12 protein-coding genes and 1 other annotated feature are annotated in these 16,500 nt (G+C 47.7%); of the genes, 11 read left to right on the top strand and 1 reads right to left on the bottom strand.

Going from position 1 to position 16,500, the window contains the following annotated elements; translation table 11 throughout:
* Positions 1 to 6 precede the first annotated feature (6 nt).
* The gene (gene hemB, locus H509_RS0101785) at positions 7 to 1,005 is read left to right on the top strand and encodes a porphobilinogen synthase (protein ID WP_028543565.1); all 999 of its coding nucleotides are present in this window, start codon (positions 7 to 9) and stop codon (positions 1,003 to 1,005) included.
* A gap of 134 nt (positions 1,006 to 1,139) precedes the next feature.
* On the opposite strand, the gene H509_RS0101790 is transcribed toward hemB, so the two are convergent.
* Positions 1,140 to 1,817, bottom strand: coding sequence for a Crp/Fnr family transcriptional regulator (locus H509_RS0101790; RefSeq protein WP_028543566.1), 678 nt, complete (start codon positions 1,815 to 1,817; stop codon positions 1,140 to 1,142).
* A gap of 82 nt (positions 1,818 to 1,899) precedes the next feature.
* Between H509_RS0101790 and hemL the strand changes: the two genes are divergently transcribed.
* The 10 genes from hemL (at position 1,900) to H509_RS0101845 (ending at position 16,499) form a co-directional block, all read left to right on the top strand.
* Positions 1,900 to 3,201, top strand: coding sequence for a glutamate-1-semialdehyde 2,1-aminomutase (gene hemL / locus H509_RS0101795; protein WP_028543567.1), 1,302 nt, complete (start codon positions 1,900 to 1,902; stop codon positions 3,199 to 3,201).
* A gap of 14 nt (positions 3,202 to 3,215) precedes the next feature.
* Entirely contained in the window at positions 3,216 to 4,121 is a 906-nt protein-coding gene (locus H509_RS0101800; protein WP_028543568.1) for an RluA family pseudouridine synthase, read from the top strand.
* Between the two features lie 160 nt (positions 4,122 to 4,281).
* A complete protein-coding gene (locus H509_RS0101805; protein WP_028543569.1) occupies positions 4,282 to 5,838 on the top strand; it encodes a LysM peptidoglycan-binding domain-containing protein in 1,557 nt (518 codons plus the stop codon).
* 291 nt (positions 5,839 to 6,129) lie between these two features.
* Positions 6,130 to 6,396 (top strand) — a binding site (T-box leader).
* A 113-nt stretch (positions 6,397 to 6,509) separates the two neighbouring features.
* Positions 6,510 to 9,179, top strand: coding sequence for a valine--tRNA ligase (locus tag H509_RS0101815; protein WP_028543571.1), 2,670 nt, complete (start codon positions 6,510 to 6,512; stop codon positions 9,177 to 9,179).
* A gap of 115 nt (positions 9,180 to 9,294) precedes the next feature.
* A complete protein-coding gene (locus H509_RS0101820) occupies positions 9,295 to 10,671 on the top strand; it encodes a bifunctional folylpolyglutamate synthase/dihydrofolate synthase (protein ID WP_028543572.1) in 1,377 nt (458 codons plus the stop codon).
* Complete coding sequence (gene murC, locus H509_RS0101825) at positions 10,634 to 12,055, top strand: UDP-N-acetylmuramate--L-alanine ligase (protein WP_245595966.1); 1,422 nt, start codon at positions 10,634 to 10,636, stop codon at positions 12,053 to 12,055. Before H509_RS0101820 ends, murC begins: the two co-directional genes overlap by 38 nt.
* A 413-nt stretch (positions 12,056 to 12,468) precedes the next feature.
* Positions 12,469 to 13,872: an SPOR domain-containing protein gene (locus tag H509_RS23965; protein ID WP_051286758.1), complete on the top strand. Its 1,404-nt coding sequence runs from the start codon at positions 12,469 to 12,471 to the stop codon at positions 13,870 to 13,872.
* Positions 13,873 to 14,010: 138 nt separating this feature from the next.
* On the top strand, positions 14,011 to 14,628 hold the full coding sequence (locus H509_RS0101835) for a Maf family protein (protein ID WP_036695859.1): 618 nt from the start codon (positions 14,011 to 14,013) through the stop codon (positions 14,626 to 14,628).
* A gap of 106 nt (positions 14,629 to 14,734) precedes the next feature.
* Positions 14,735 to 15,421, top strand: coding sequence for a RadC family protein (gene radC, locus H509_RS0101840; RefSeq protein WP_028543575.1), 687 nt, complete (start codon positions 14,735 to 14,737; stop codon positions 15,419 to 15,421).
* Positions 15,422 to 15,464: 43 nt separating this feature from the next.
* A complete protein-coding gene (locus tag H509_RS0101845; protein ID WP_028543576.1) occupies positions 15,465 to 16,499 on the top strand; it encodes a rod shape-determining protein in 1,035 nt (344 codons plus the stop codon).
* The last annotated feature ends 1 nt before the right edge of the window (position 16,500 follow it).

Below are 16,500 nucleotides of genomic sequence, written 5' to 3' on the forward strand. Positions count from 1 at the left end.
TTGATAATGGCTTATCCGACAACAAGATTAAGACGTTTGCGTAAGACAGCAGGAATTCGCAGTATGGTGCGTGAAACGATATTGACAACAGATGACCTGCTCATGCCCATTTTTGTTACACATGGTGTACAAATTAAAGAAGAAATCAGCTCAATGCCAGGTATTTATCATTTTTCACTGGACATGCTTAATGTTGAAATCGATGAGATTGTTCGCCTTGGCGTTCCGGGAATCGTCTTGTTTGGTGTCCCAGCGTCAAAAGATGCTACGGGCAGTTCAGCATATGATTCTAACGGTATTGTGCAACAAGCGACCCGCCAAATTAAAGCAAAATATCCGGATCTAGTCATTGTAGCGGACACATGCCTATGTCAATTTACCGATCATGGACACTGCGGAATGGTGCACGTCCATGAGGTGAATGGTCGCACAGTGGGAGAGGTTGACAACGACGCATCGCTTACGTATTTAGTGAAAACGGCCGTATCCCAAGCAGAGGCAGGAGCGGACATCATCGCACCGTCCAACATGATGGACGGTTTCGTCCATGCGATTCGATTAGGACTGGATGAGGCGGGATACACAGACGTACCGATTATGTCGTATTCTGTGAAATATGCGTCGGCATTTTATGGTCCGTTTCGAGAAGCGGCACATTCGACTCCTCAATTTGGAGATCGCAAGACATATCAGATGGACCCGGCCAATGCACGCGAGGCATTACGTGAAGCAGAAGCGGATGTAGTCGAAGGAGCCGATATGCTTATGGTCAAGCCGGCACTTGCATATATGGACATCATTCGTACGTTGCGCAACCAATTCGACCTTCCAATTGTAGCTTACAATGTGAGCGGAGAATATTCGATGGTAAAAGCTGCTGCCCTCCAAGGCTGGATTGATGAGCGAGCAATCGTAAGCGAGATGCTGCTTGGTATGAAACGTGCAGGTGCGGACCTTATAATTACGTACTTTGCCAAAGATATGGCCAAATGGTTACAGGAATAAATCATTAAATGAGTAGCGCACATAACGGTTAAACCTAGAACGAGGGACGTAAAACAGGCCGATCAAGAACAGGACATTCCGCATACCGGATTGCCTTTGTTCCTGATCGACCTGTGGATGAGTGCGGAGCTTTCCTATCCTACATAACTGCTTTGATACAGCTTTGTCACGTCAAGTGTATACTCTTTACGTCCTAATGTTAGGATACGTTGGTGCTCTAATTCACGTAACACCTCGTCAAGGACGAGCAGATCAACGCCTGCAAGGCCTGACATCGAATTACGATCGAACTCAGAGCAAATAACAATTTTGTCGCCGACTCGTCTACCATGAAGCTGCGCATTCCTTACAATGTTCTTAACGATACGTGCAGACGGATCAAGGAACGTTAGGTCATACACATCTACGTTCGTTGCACGCAATCGACTGCATAACTGAACCATAACTTTTTTCGCGATATCATAATGTGCCCGCAGCAGAAGATGGAAGCTTTCATTGGTGACGGTTAATAGCACCGTTTCCTCTAGCGATTCCGCCGTAGCGGATCGTGGCTTGCCGTCGATGAGCGCAAGCTCGCCGAAGCAGTCACCTGCTTGAAATACGTCCAGTATCTTCTGTTGCCCTTCCTTGTTGGAGGTAAACACTTTCACAGAACCGCGAATGATAATATAAAAGGTGTTTCCAGGATCGCCTTGCTTAAATAGTACAGTTTGCGCGGCAAATTCATGGCGTGACGTGATAGAAAAGACGATATTAAGCTGATCGTCGGTCATATCCGCAAACAGTGGAACACGTTTAAGTAATTCAATCATGACTGTTACCTCTTTTTGCCCATGCCAATTTTCTAATAGTTTAACATATTCAATAAGATGAATATAGATAGGAGTGTTGAAGTTGACTGAAAAAAATGAGTTGAGACGTGATTCCCGCTCCAAAGCAGCATTTGAGGAAGCGAAGCAATATATTCCAGGTGGGGTAAACAGCCCTGTGCGCGCATTTAAATCAGTTGGTTTAACTCCGCTTTATGTGGAACGTGGGGAAGGGCCGCGTGTATATGACATTGATGGCAATGTGTTTATTGACTATGTCGGTTCATGGGGACCACTAATTCTCGGACATGCGCATCCCGAGGTGATTCAAGCCATTCAAGAAACGGCAGCGCGTGGTACTAGCTTTGGTGCGCCTACAGAGATTGAGACTAAAATGGCCCGTACCGTATGTGAGCGAGTCCCATCAGTAGATATTGTACGTATGGTGAGTTCAGGCACAGAAGCAACAATGAGTGCAATTCGACTTGCGCGGGGGATTACAAAGCGCAATAAGATCGTGAAGTTTGAGGGTTCCTACCACGGGCATGCCGATAGCTTGCTGATCAAGGCCGGCTCTGGCGTGGCTACTTTGGGCTTGCCGGATAGTCCTGGAGTTCCAGAAGGGGTAGCCAGCAATACGATTACAGTTCCCTACAATGATTTGGAGTCTGTTAAGCTGGCTTTTGACAAATTCGGAGAAGAGATCGCTTGTATCATCGTAGAGCCGGTAGCTGGCAATATGGGGGTAGTCCCGCCGTTGCCAGGGTTCCTCGAAGGATTAAGAGAGTTAACGACTCAATTTGGCAGCTTGCTCATATTTGACGAAGTGATGACAGGGTTCCGTGTTCATTACAATTGTGCGCAAGGGCGATTCGGTGTTATGCCTGATTTGACTTGCTTTGGTAAAGTAATTGGCGGAGGCTTGCCGGTTGGTGCTTATGGAGGCCGTCGTGATTTGATGGAGCAGGTAGCGCCAAGTGGTCCGATTTATCAGGCAGGTACATTAAGCGGGAATCCGCTAGCTATGGTTGCGGGGTATACTACCCTGTCGTTGCTAACTCCAGACGTATACGACAATCTTGAAGCCAAAGCTGCAAGGTTGCAGGCGGGGCTAGAGAGAAATGCTAAAGAGTTAGGAATTGCCAGTGTAATTAACCGAGTTGGTTCTATGGTATGTCCATTTTTCACCGACTCAGAGGTTACTAATTTTGATACGGCGCGGACATCAGACTTGGATCGCTTCCGCTCGTACTTTAAACATCTGTTGAATGAAGGTGTTAGTGTGGCCCCTTCACAATTCGAAGGGATGTTTGTCTCCAATGCACATACGAATGAAGATATAGACCGTACAATTGAAGCGCATTATAGAGCGCTAAAACAGTTGTAAGACGAGAGGTTAACATGAACGAACGATATTGGAAAAAGCGGGGCGAATGGTTGGAGTTTATGCCAGGTCGTACTGTGTTATCTGATGAAATACAAATGGAACAATGGCTGAGGCACACCTTGCGTGTGCCTCTCCATCTTTTCAAAACTTGGAAGTCGACGGATGGGATCAAGACGGCAGGGGACAGACTGCGTTTACGTGTATTTGGTGCTGAACATGGTGATGTTGAACCTGCCGATGAGCCAGCGCATATTCTTTATGAGGATGACGCTTGTCTAGTTGCGTATAAGCCTGCTGGCATGCCTGTTCATGCGGCGGATGAGGCGCAAAACAAGGCCCGCAGCAGCCTGGCCCATGCAATTGCGTGCCATTATGCATGGACTGGACAGGACGTGCGTGTACGTCATATTCATCGACTAGATGCGGATACGACGGGGCCTGTCTTGTATGCGAAGACAGCGCTATCGCATGCTATTTTGGATGAAGCGATGCGTGAGAAGCACATTCAGCGCCATTATGTAGCTTTGGTTCATGGCAAGGTGACCCCAGGATCGGGGACGATAGATGCGCCTATAGGCAAAGACCGGCATCATCGAGGAAAACGTCGAGTCACACCTCATGGGGATCGGGCGATAACTCACTATGAGGTGATTGCAACAAGCAAAGATCATAACGGACAAGAAACGTCAGCTGTAGCACTTACGCTAGAAACAGGAAGAACACACCAGATACGGGTGCATATGAGCTATAAGGGATTCCCTTTACTTGGTGATGTCTTATATGGCGGAAGTTCCGAGAAGCTTAATCGACAAGCGCTGCATGGGCGAAAGCTCAGCTTTAGCCATCCATTCGGAGGACAGCTGATTGAGATTGAAGTTCCTTTGCCAGATGATCTTGAACGTCTTCTATTGCCTGTTTAAAAAATATAGTCATGCTCCCTCTACAACTCCCATATGATGAAATAAGGAAAGAGTCTGGTCTTGTTGTATCGGCCTTTATTCCTCCGTACGATGTACGGCTGCGCACAAACCGAGGACAAGGGATGGACGGCAGGAAGAACTGCGGGAGGAGGAGCAGTCTGTGTATGATGAATCTTATGGGTTAAGATTTGATATTTATGAACGCGTACATTTGGCCGATGAATTAATCGGTATTGACCAGCTTGAGGAGGTAGAGCTAACACCTCATATTCAAGTTATTCCAGCTGGTGAGCAAGTAACGGTTAGGGGCAGCTTGTTGTTGTCTGGAGTCTATCTAGGAACGGGAGATGACCGCCGCAGTCAGTCATTAGAACATTGGATTCCCGTAGAGATTACACTGCCCCTAAATCGGGTGCGCAGTTTGGATGACATCTGTGTAGATATTGAACATTTTGACGTGGACTTGTTGTCTACGCGATCGTTAAATATTACCGGAGTGCTGTCTTTAAAAGGCATATATGTCGAGCAGCCTGAACCGACAGCTTGGGAAACAGAACAATTTACTGTTGTTCATGAAGCCCAACAGCCAGCCGCTGAAGTGCGTCGTGAGACTTCGCCTGAGCCCGAACCATCATGGCTTCAGGACTATGGAAGCCATGCGGCTCAACCGGAATCCTTGGCAGGGACATTGGCTGCACAGCAATCGCAGCCTAACCAAGCAGACGAGGTTGCAGGCATATCTTCTTTGGATAGCTCGTTTGAAAGTCAATGGCAGCCAGTCGTTTCTGAAGGCGCGGCAGATGAGGCGCTGCAACCGCCTAATCCATTTAGCTACTCGCCGTTTCAAGCAGCACCTGAAGTGGCTTATGAAGCGGAACAGCGAGAGGAAGAGCTTCCTTCATCAAGCAGTTATGAATGGCAGGAAGAACCTACTGCTGTTTATGAGCAAGTCGAAGCTGTTCAGCGTGAGCCAGTTGGTTTAGACGAAAGAGTCGAGGTGTCTGCGCCTCAAGCTGAACAACAAGGCGTGCAGCAGCCTGCTGAGCATTCATGGACGTGGTCTGATTCACCGTGGGCGACTGCTTCTGTGTCTGCACATGGGGAAGCAGAGACTGGATTAGCAGCAGAGGGAACGGTGGCAGCATCTGAACATGAAGAGCGTGAAGCTGCTCAAGTGCCTCAGGTGACTTCAGTTGAGGTGGAGCAGCAGGAGGCTGTGGCAGCAGATTCAGCGCCAGTTGGCGACAATCGTGAGGCTTCCTCCTCGGCTGAGCCAATAACAGAAATAGATACAGACTCGAGCACGGATAAGAAAGAAATGAAGGTGGCTATTGGAAGCACCAAGCCTGCTGCTGCTCCGCAGCAAGAGCAGGGGCTTGGCTTCAGTACGCTGCTTCACTCCAGCCGTCAAGCTAAGGACAAAGAACGTGAGGCTGTAATCCGTCAAGCTGAGGAAGAGGCCGCGCAGCAGGAAGCAAACAAAACGGTGACTGAAGATGTACATTGGCAGTCCATCTTCTTGAATCGAGTGCACGATGATAGTCATTTTAGCAGAGTACGCATGTGTATCGTACAAAAGCAGGATACACTAGATTCGATCGCGGATCGCTACCAGCTAAATCCAAGGGAGCTTGCGCTGTACAATCGACTTGCAGAACCATCAATTAGCGAAGGCCAAGTATTGTACATCCCGTCTGTTTCAGCAGCAACGTCTTAATTATAGCCCCTATTCGATCTGAGATCGGATGGGGGCTGTTGATGTCTACAGGAATGCGCTGCTCGCAATCGATTATGGGAGTGCCGAGAATCTCACTTCTTAAACTTGTATATGTTTATATGTTATATAATTCCAAAATCAGGATAAGACTGAATATAAAGCGGAATTCCTCGCTTCCTCTATTGACGGGTCTAGTTCACAAAGGTACAATATGTTGTAAATGTTACATTTGGCAGGTGGCAATAGCTACACTTCCACAAGTTGGACAGCAATATACTGATATGGATGACAAGAAAGACGCAGAGCGGGAAGAGTAAGCGTATAGACCCTTTCAGAGAGCAGAGCGAGTTGGTGGAACGTCTGCAGGTCAAGCTATCGCTGAAGTCACCTGGGAGTCGCCCCTTTGAACATGAATGCAGCCGTTACGGCTTGATTCCTGCTAGAAGAGGACGGTAGCAGCCGTTATATGCTAATGAAGAGCTGTAGGGAGTGCTGTGACAATTGATCTCTGCTACAGAATAAAGGTGGTACCACGGAAGCAAACCTTTCGTCCTTTGAGGCGCAAGGTTTTTTTGTTGTGTTCACGACGGTGCCTAGATAGTGCACTTAAAAAGACTGATGCGTTACATTTAATTGTTGCCAAATATATGACAAATGATGGAGGGTTATTTATGGCGGAAACGAACGAACAACAGCTATCCATGCCAACAACGTATGATCCGAAGGCAGCGGAGCAAAAATGGTACGACTATTGGATGAAGGGCGAATATTTTAAAGCGGGCCGCAATAAAGATGCGGAGCCATTTACGATTGTAATTCCACCTCCTAACGTTACAGGTATGCTCCATATTGGACATGCACTCGACTTTACACTGCAAGATATTATTATTCGTACGAAGCGGATGCAGGGGTATGATGCGTTGTGGCTTCCAGGTTCTGACCATGCCGGAATTGCTACGCAGACAAAGGTAGAACAAAAGCTGCGTGAAGAAGGTCTTTCACGTTATGATCTTGGTCGCGAGAAGTTTCTGGATAAAGTGTGGGAATGGAAGGAATTGTACGCAAACCGCATCCATGATCAATGGAAGCAAATGGGGCTGTCACTCGACTTTTCCCGTGAGCGTTTTACACTGGATGAAGGCTTGTCTAGCGCGGTCCGTAAAGTATTTGTGGACTTGTATAATAAAGGTTTGATTTATCGTGGTAAATACATCATTAACTGGGATCCGGTTGCACGCACTGCATTGTCTGATATTGAGGTCGAGTATAAAGAGGTACAGGGTGCATTGTACCATTTGCAATATCAGCTGGCTGATGGAAGCGGCTCGATTACGGTAGCGACAACACGTCCAGAAACGATGCTTGGTGATACGGCCGTGGCTGTACATCCAGAAGATGAACGGTACCAGCATATGATTGGCAAGACACTGCTGCTTCCGATCGTAAATCGTGAAATTCCAATTATTGCGGATGAGTATGTGGAGAAGGATTTCGGAAGCGGGGCTGTTAAGATAACACCTGCTCACGATCCGAACGACTTTGAAGTCGGACTTCGCCATCAATTGCCGCAAATTACGGTGATGGATGAATCAGGCAAGATGAACGATCTTGCGGGTCCTTACCAAGGCTTGGATCGTTTCGAATGCCGGAAGCAAATCGTTAAGGATTTGCAGGAGCAAGGTGTATTGATTCGTATTGAAGAGCACGTACACCAAGTGGGCCACAGTGAACGCAGCGGCGCGGTAGTAGAGCCATACCTGTCCACACAATGGTTCGTGAAAATGAAGCCACTTGCTGAGCGCGCCATTACTGCGCAGAAATCAGGCAAGGGCGTCAATTTTGTACCTGATCGCTTTGAGAAAATATATTTACATTGGATTGAGAACGTACGTGATTGGGTTATCTCTCGTCAATTGTGGTGGGGCCATCGGATTCCTGCCTGGCACTGTCAGGACTGTGGTCATCTGAATGTATCCGAAACAGATGTAACGTCATGCTCTTCATGTGGGCAGCACAACTTGGAGCAGGATAATGACGTATTAGATACGTGGTTCAGCTCTGCCTTATGGCCATTCTCTACGTTGGGCTGGCCTAACGTAGACAGTGAAGACTTGCAGCGATACTATCCGACAAACGTACTGGTTACTGGATATGACATCATTTACTTCTGGGTATCGCGCATGATATTTACCGGTCTGGAATTTACAGATGAGCTTCCGTTTAAGGACGTTCTGATGCATGGTCTCGTCAGAGACAGCGAGGGACGTAAAATGTCTAAATCGCTTGGCAACGGTGTAGATCCGATTGACGTGATCGAGCGTTATGGCGCAGATGCGATGCGTTATATGATTTCGACCAGCAGCACGCCTGGTCAGGATTTGCGCTTCCGTTGGGAACGTGTCGAGCAAGCGCGTAACTTTGCTAATAAGATTTGGAACGCGTCACGGTTCGCCCTGATGAACCTGGAGGGTGTCACGTATGCGGATATCGACATTAGCGGTGATCTCGGAACAGCAGATCGCTGGATTTTGCACCGCCTAAACGAGACAGCACGTGAAATTACCCGCTTGATTGATGCGTATGAGTTTGGTGAAACGGGACGTCTGTTATACAACTTTATTTGGGATGATCTGTGTGACTGGTACATCGAGTTCGCAAAGCTCAGTCTTTATGGACAAAATGCGGATCAGAAGCAGAAGACACAATCTGTCCTTGCTTATGTCCTTGACCGCACTATGCGGATGATTCATCCGTTTATGCCATATATCTCTGAGGAAATTTGGCAGCACCTTCCACATGAAGGGGAGACCGTTACTTTGGCATCTTGGCCAGCTTATGATGCTGCACTGGAAGCACCAGAGGCTGTACAGGAAATGACGATGCTGATGGACATGATCCGTGCTGTTCGTAACATTCGTGCGGAAGTGAACGTACCGATGAGCAAGAAGGTAGAACTGATCGTAAAGCCTGCGGATGCTCGCATTTATGGAATGCTACAGCGTAATATGGACTATATCGAACGCTTCTGCGGCACGTCCAAGCTGGAAATTGAATTAAATGCAGCCGTGCCAAACAAGGTTATGACCGCTATTGTGACGGGAGCGGAAATGTATTTGCCGCTCGCTGGGCTCATTGATATCGAGCAAGAAATTGCCCGCTTGAATAAAGAGTTGGACAATTTCATCAAGGAAGTGGAGCGGGTAGAGAAAAAGCTGGCCAACGAAGGTTTTATGGCGAAGGCGCCTGAAAAAGTGGTAGAAGAAGAACGAGCTAAAGCGCGCGATTACAGCGAGAAACGTGATAAGGTTCTAGCCCGTATTCAAGAGCTGAAAGAAGTCTAGTACCGTATTAAAGAGACGTGCAAATTTCATAGATATATGTAAGCGACCGAATACACAACTCTGCGGAGGGTGTCGTTCGGTCGCTTCATGACATTACACAAGAAGGATGAGAATTATGTCAGAGACGAATGGGTCCAGAGCGTATGCCCCTTTTACAGAAGTGCATCAAGCAATAGATTGGATTAATTCTTTAATTCCATTCGGCATTCGCCCAGGATTAGAGCGAATCGAATTGATGATGGAGCGGCTCCAACATCCTGAGCGGAGACTAAAGTTCATTCACGTAGCTGGCACGAATGGCAAGGGCTCAACCTGTGCCATCTTGACGAGCGCTCTGATGGCGGCGGGTTATGATGTAGGCACCTTCACGTCTCCTTACATTGAGAAATTCACGAATCGCTTTAAATACAACAACGAAGACATTTCTGACTCTGTATTAGTGGATTTAACGAACCAAATTCGCCCCATTGTAGAGGATATTTCACAAACCTCGCTTGGTTCTCCTACGATGTTTGAAGTCTCTACGGCTATTGCTATATTGTTCTATGCGACGGTCTGCTATCCAGACGTCGTCGTGCTGGAAACGGGTCTCGGCGGACGTTTGGACGTGACAAATATCGTGACACCAATCGTATCTGTTATCACGAATATTGGTCACGATCATATGGATATTCTTGGAGATACTATTGAGAAGATCGCTTTCGAGAAGGCAGGTATCATTAAGCCGGGTGTTCCTGTAGTCACGACAGTAGAGCAGCCTGAGGCATTGGAAATCATTCGTACGAAGGCTTCTGAATGCCAGACTACGCTGTATGCGCTAAATGAGAAGTTTAGCTTCGAACGGACACATGCAATGGAAAATGAACAAGTTTTTGCGTTCCAAGGTCCTTTCCGAGATATTAAAAAAGTCGTTATTACACTGAATGGAGCACATCAACTAAAAAATGCAGCGCTTGCGCTTATGACACTGGAAGTGCTGCGTCAGTACATGGCCTTTGTGATGGAGGATGAACAGCTTTTGCAAGGGTTCAAGCAAGCAGCTTGGCCAGGGAGGCTGGAAATGCTGCGGGAGCAGCCGCGGCTGCTAGTTGACGGTGCACATAACCCAGAAGGCGCTGAGACGCTTGCACAAGCACTGAAAGATACGTATCGCTTTGACCAGTGTCATATCATGATGGGGATGCTGTCTACGAAGCATCATCGCGATGTCCTGCGTCATATACTACCTTTAGCGGATACTTTAATTATTACGGAACCTGACTTTCGTAAGAAAATGGATGCGGAAGATCTCGCGCAGTTGGCTGAAGATGTGCTGGGGTCTGATTCAAAACGTCCGCATATCATCATAGAACCAGATTGGCGCAAGGCGCTGGACCAATTACAAACGATGACAGCACAGGGTGATCTGGCTGTTGTCACAGGCACTTTATATTTAATATCAGACGTGCGTTCGCATGTTCTTTATCAAACAGATTCTCAAAAAGGCTGGTGAGTTCGTGTTGAATACGATGAAACATATTCATTTTATCGGCATCGGGGGCTATGGCATGAGCGCTATTGCTCGTGTAATGCTGGAAATGGGATACACGGTCACCGGATCGGATGTAGCTCAACAAGATTTAACGGAAAAATTACGGGCTAAGGGAGCTACAATTCACATTGGACATGATGAAGCGTATGTGGGAGATGCAGACACTGTCGTATACTCCACGGCACTTCCGAAGGATAATGTGGAGCGAGTAGCAGCAGAAGCGCGGGGCATTCCAGTGCTCCATCGTTCTGAAATGCTGGCTCGCTTACTGAATGCCAAAAAAGGTGTCGCAGTAGCGGGTGCGCATGGCAAGACGACTACATCCTCAATGATTGCATATGTGTTGGAACGATGTGGTGTTGATCCGTCATTTATTATTGGCGGAGAGGTGACAAATCTGGGTACTAATGCTAAGGCAGGTGCAAGCGAGTTTGTCGTAGCAGAAGCGGATGAAAGTGATGGTTCATTTTTAGCGTATCATCCGCATATTGCTGTCGTAACGAACATAGAAGCCGATCATCTCGAAAATTATGGGGGCGACTTTGAACGTTTAAAAGCAGCTTATGTGCAATTTTTAAGTCAAGTAGAAGCAGGTGGAACTGCTGTCGTGTGTAAAGATGATACTATTATCCGCGACATGATTCCGGCTATTTCAAGCAACGTTGTTACGTACGGTCTTGAAGCAGAGGCGGATTATACGGCTGTTGATATTACAGCACGTGACCGTTTTATGTACTTTACGATGAAGCACGGCGATGAGGTGCTTGGGCAAGTAGAACTGTCCATTCCAGGTAACCACAATGTGTTAAATGCGATGGCAACGCTAATCGTGAGCATGCAAGCAGGGGTGGCCTTTGCAGATGCTGCCGCGGCTATTCGAGACTTTACAGGCGCAAAGCGCAGGTATCAAATCATTGCAGACTATAAGGATGTGTTGGTCATTGATGATTACGCACATCATCCAACAGAGATTGAAGCCACTCTTGTGGCAGCAAAGGCAACGGGTAAGCGCATCGTTGCTGTGTTCCAGCCGCAGCGGTACTCTCGGACGTACTTTTTGTTTGAGCAGTTTAGTGGGGCGTTTGGAGACGCACAAGAGGTTATTATTACAGACATCTATTCACCTGCGGGCGAGAAACCGATTGAAGGGGTGCACGCTTCTGCGCTGGTTGAACGGATTCGGGAATTGAGTAATACGAATACCCGCTATATCCCAACGAAGGAAGAAGTGCAGGTTTACCTTGAGAAGCATATTCAGCCGGGGGACATGGTGCTCACTATGGGAGCAGGCGACATTTGGCGTGTGGCTTATCATTTGGCGGAGCATTTGAAATCGGAGCAGTAGCATAAATATCACATAAAGGGTCCATCTCTTTCACGGTAACAGTGAAGGAGGGGACCCTTTATGTGTCTTGTACCTAATCGCCGGTGTCGATGCGAATCGACAACATACCATTTGAACAATAAAAACTGCGCTATCATGATCCGCTCAGGTGTTTCCATTCGTTCATTCCGTTTTCTTCCCCCATTTTTGCAAGAACCGCCGCACACCTGCATGTAACGTATCAATGAGAACTGCTGGTGTTCCTCCCCTCCCGGTCCTTGTACATCATATGAGAGGTTAAGAGAATAAGTATGAGCCATTGCACAACGGCAAGCGTGTGTTTTTTCTGAGAGGCAGGCGGGGAGGGCTGTTCTATTTCATATGAATCTATCATATAGCTAATAGTAAACAAGCGGACAAGGATGGTGGCTTAGATGGAACAGCATTCCAGAAAAATGACATTTCGGTTTCCGGAACAAGCGGACGACTCTTATACACGTGAAAGAAATCCTCTGGAAGTAGGCAAACCGTTGGCACATAAGCAGTTGATCTTGGAGCAGGAAGAGGCTGGCTCTGTTCAATGGAGTGAATGGCAGTATGTTGATATACAAGAGGGATTGGATAAACGGGTGGTGGAGCAGGCTCAGCTACATAATGAGAATCCTTCCTTGTCTGAAAGAAAGCTGGACCAGACAGCTTTATCGCAAACAGAGTTTGTGAGCGCTGCTGTACTCTTTCCGGCTGATGCAGGTAATGAGCGAGACGAATCAGAGGCAGAACGTGTCGAACGTTCCATTCGTGAACTGGAAGCATCTCCTGGTGCGGTCTTTCTGGAGCCGCCGATATATGATCCGGCTGCACAATCGGCAACTACTGAAGGGGAATGGCGATATGAGCCGCAAGCGGGCTCAGATGGGCTTGTGTATACACAAGCCCGCAAGGTTAAGCCTTCACTGCTGAAAATTGCCGGCTCTGTAGTGGGCGCAGTTGCAACAGGAGCCCTGTTTGGCTTTCTGGCGTTATCCTTGTTCAAGGGAGATGTTACACTGCCAAGCGTGGATCAGGCGGTGCCAGCGGTGGCCACGCTTGGCAAAGATTCAGGTGCAAACAACGGCGGTCATACAACTGGAACGTTGCCAATTATAGGAGATACGGGAGACCAGACGAATGGGCAAAGTTCTTCAGAAGGCCAAGCAAGTGTTCCTGTGGTGGCCATTCAAATCCCTGCAAGTATTTCCTATGTGCTCCAGTATGGTGTGTTCAGTCAGCTTGAGGGCGCTCAGGCAGCGGCAAACGAACTGCGGAAATTAGGTTTGGCAGCAGTAGATGCGGAAGGAGAAGGACAGCATCGTGTGTATGCGGCCATAGCGGAGAAAAAAGAGGACGCAATGATATTAAGCAATGCACTCAAAGAGAAGCAGCTTGATTTGTATGTACGTACAATTGAGCGGCCTGAAATAACAAAAGTTGCGTTCGAAGGAACAGCAGCGACATTGGAATCGTTTACGAAGCAGGGAGATGCAGTGCGGCAGTGGCTGATCCGTCATTCTACAGCAACGCTTCAAGCCGGTAATTTCGCTGCATTTAACCAGACAAGTATGGATGAACTGCGGACAGACCATCTCCGCTGGACGCAATCAGGGGAAAAGCTTCAGAAAGAGCTAACCAAACAAACATCAGAAGTATGGGTAAAACTGGTTCAAACGATGAATACAGCGATTACAGCTGTTAATGAATATAACAAAAAGCCTGCTGCTGCGCATTTGTGGAACATTCAGCAATCTTGTATCCAATATATGATGTTGGAACAGGACTGGTTGAAACAGATGAAAGCCTGATATAATAAAGGTGTGTGCTTTGCCCCGGTGCAGCCGGGGCTTTTTTCTATCGCTATATTCGGTTATTCTAATAAGTAGGCTAAGGTAGCGTTTGTCAAGCTGAGAGATAGGACGTATAATAAAGAAAGGTGTCAAAAAATGGAGAACATTCAACAAAACAATCATGTTTTGCCGCTTCTTGTGCTTGCATCCTCTTCACCGCGCAGACAGGAACTGATTCAGCTGTTTGGTCTGCCGCATGTGGTTGAACCAAGTGATGCGGATGAATCATTGGAGGAGCATTGGACTCCGCAAGACACAGTAGAACAGCTTGCCTTGCGTAAGGCAAGTACAGTAGTAGAGATACGACAGGCTCGTGGAGATGAAGGAATTGTCATTGGATCGGATACTGTCGTAGTGCATGATCATATGATTCTAGGTAAACCGCATGATGATTCGGATGCTTTTCGGATGTTAAGCATGCTTCAAGGGAGAGCACACGATGTGTTTACAGGCGTTGCTTGTATCGATGTTCGTACCGGTAATACGCTAGTTCGCCATCGTCACACGCGTGTGTGGATGCGGCATTTGAACAATGCCCAGATAGAACGATATATTGCATCCGGGGAGCCTCGGGACAAAGCAGGCTCGTATGGCATTCAGGGATTGGGAGCGACGATAGTTGACCGCATCGAAGGTTGTTACTTTAATGTAGTTGGCTTACCTGTATCGCTGCTCGCAGAGATGCTGACTGCCTTTGCCATCGAGAAGCCATAGTTGCACAGCAGAAGCTGTGCAGCAGCGCCTGACGGGGTATAGAGTTCGAAGCCAGCTAATAGGATAATTATATCTATAAGCAGCTTCCCGGAGAGGAGATAGAGGAATGGCGCATAGCCCTTTGCTTCGCGACCTTCCCCTCGAAGAACGTCCTAGAGAGCGCATGATGAAAGCGGGGGCCGAAGCACTAAGTCACGCTGAATTGTTGGCTATATTGCTTAGAACGGGAACAAAGAATGAATCTGCGGTGCTAGTGGCACAGCGTGTCATGAATCGGATTGGCAGTCTAAGTCGGTTGGCGGACCTGTCTCTCATAGAATTGACACAGATTCGCGGCATTGGTACTGCCAAAGCACTTGAGCTTCAGGCATGTTTGGAGCTTGGCCGCAGGATGGCAAGAAGTCGTATGCTGGAGACAGCGTCGATCAGACGCCCAGAAGATGCCGCCGAGCTTGTTATGGAATCGATGCGTCATCTGAAGCGGGAACATTTTGTATGCATTTATTTGAATACTAAAAATCGTGTTCTTGCGCAAGAAACGATATCAGTGGGCACACTGGATGCTTCGTTGGTCCATCCACGTGAAGTGTTTCGAGCAGCTATTCGGCACGGCGCAGCGTCGCTTATCTGCATACACAACCATCCAAGCGGAGATCCAACACCAAGTCGCGAGGATATCGAGATAACGCGCCGACTTATCGAAGCGGGTGTACTGGTCGGCATCGAAGTGTTAGACCATCTTATTATTGGCGATAACCAGTATGTGAGTTTGAAGGAACAGAGCCTCGTGTAATATAATATTTGAGATCGTAGGAACTATAAAGGAGATTAACATCATGCTAGGTGGTTTTACAAAAGATTTAGGAATCGATTTGGGTACTGCAAATACATTAGTTTATGTTCGTGGAAAAGGTATCGTCGTGCGCGAGCCGTCTGTAGTGGCGATTCGTACAGATACGAAGACAATTGAAGCTGTCGGTGAATCGGCAAAGAAGATGATTGGCCGTACGCCTGGAAATATTCGTGCGATCCGTCCGATGAAGGACGGTGTAATTGCCGATTTTGATACAACAGCAACGATGATTAAATATTTCATTCGTCAAGCGCAGAAGCAAAGATCCTTGTTTCCGCGTCATCCTAACGTAATGGTATGCGTACCGTCTGGTATTACGGCGGTTGAGCAGCGTGCAGTTGAAGATGCAACGAAGCAAGCAGGAGCTCGTGAGGCGTATACAATTGAAGAGCCATTCGCAGCGGCAATTGGCGCGGATCTGCCTGTGTGGGAACCGACCGGCAGCATGGTAGTTGATATCGGCGGCGGAACAACGGAAGTAGCCGTGATTTCGCTTGGCGGCATCGTGACAAGCCGCTCTGTTCGTGTGGCTGGAGATGAGATGGATGAGTCGATTATTCAATATATTAAACGTCAGTACAATCTGATGATTGGTGAGCGTACATCAGAGCAGTTAAAGATGGAGATTGGTTCAGCGTTGCCGCTGGAACAGACGGAAACGGTGGAAATTCGCGGACGTGATCTGGTAACAGGTCTGCCGAAGACGCTGTCTATTTCATCCAACGAGATTACAGATGCGCTTGCGGATACGGTAAGTTCTATCGTTGAGGCGGTTAAGGTAACATTGGAGAAATGTCCGCCTGAACTTGCAGCCGATATTATGGATCGCGGCATTGTGTTAACGGGTGGCGGTGCTTTATTGCGTAACCTTGATAAGCTGCTAGCACGCGAGACTGGCATGCCGGTTATTGTGGCGGAGAATCCTTTGGATTGCGTAGCGATCGGGACAGGACGTGCGCTAGACAATATTCATCTTTTCAAATCCCGCAGCAGTTCGGCACTTCGTTCTAAGCGATAGA

This window comes from Paenibacillus taiwanensis DSM 18679, from assembly GCF_000425125.1.
Classification (GTDB): Bacteria; Bacillota; Bacilli; order Paenibacillales; family Paenibacillaceae; genus Paenibacillus_B; species Paenibacillus_B taiwanensis.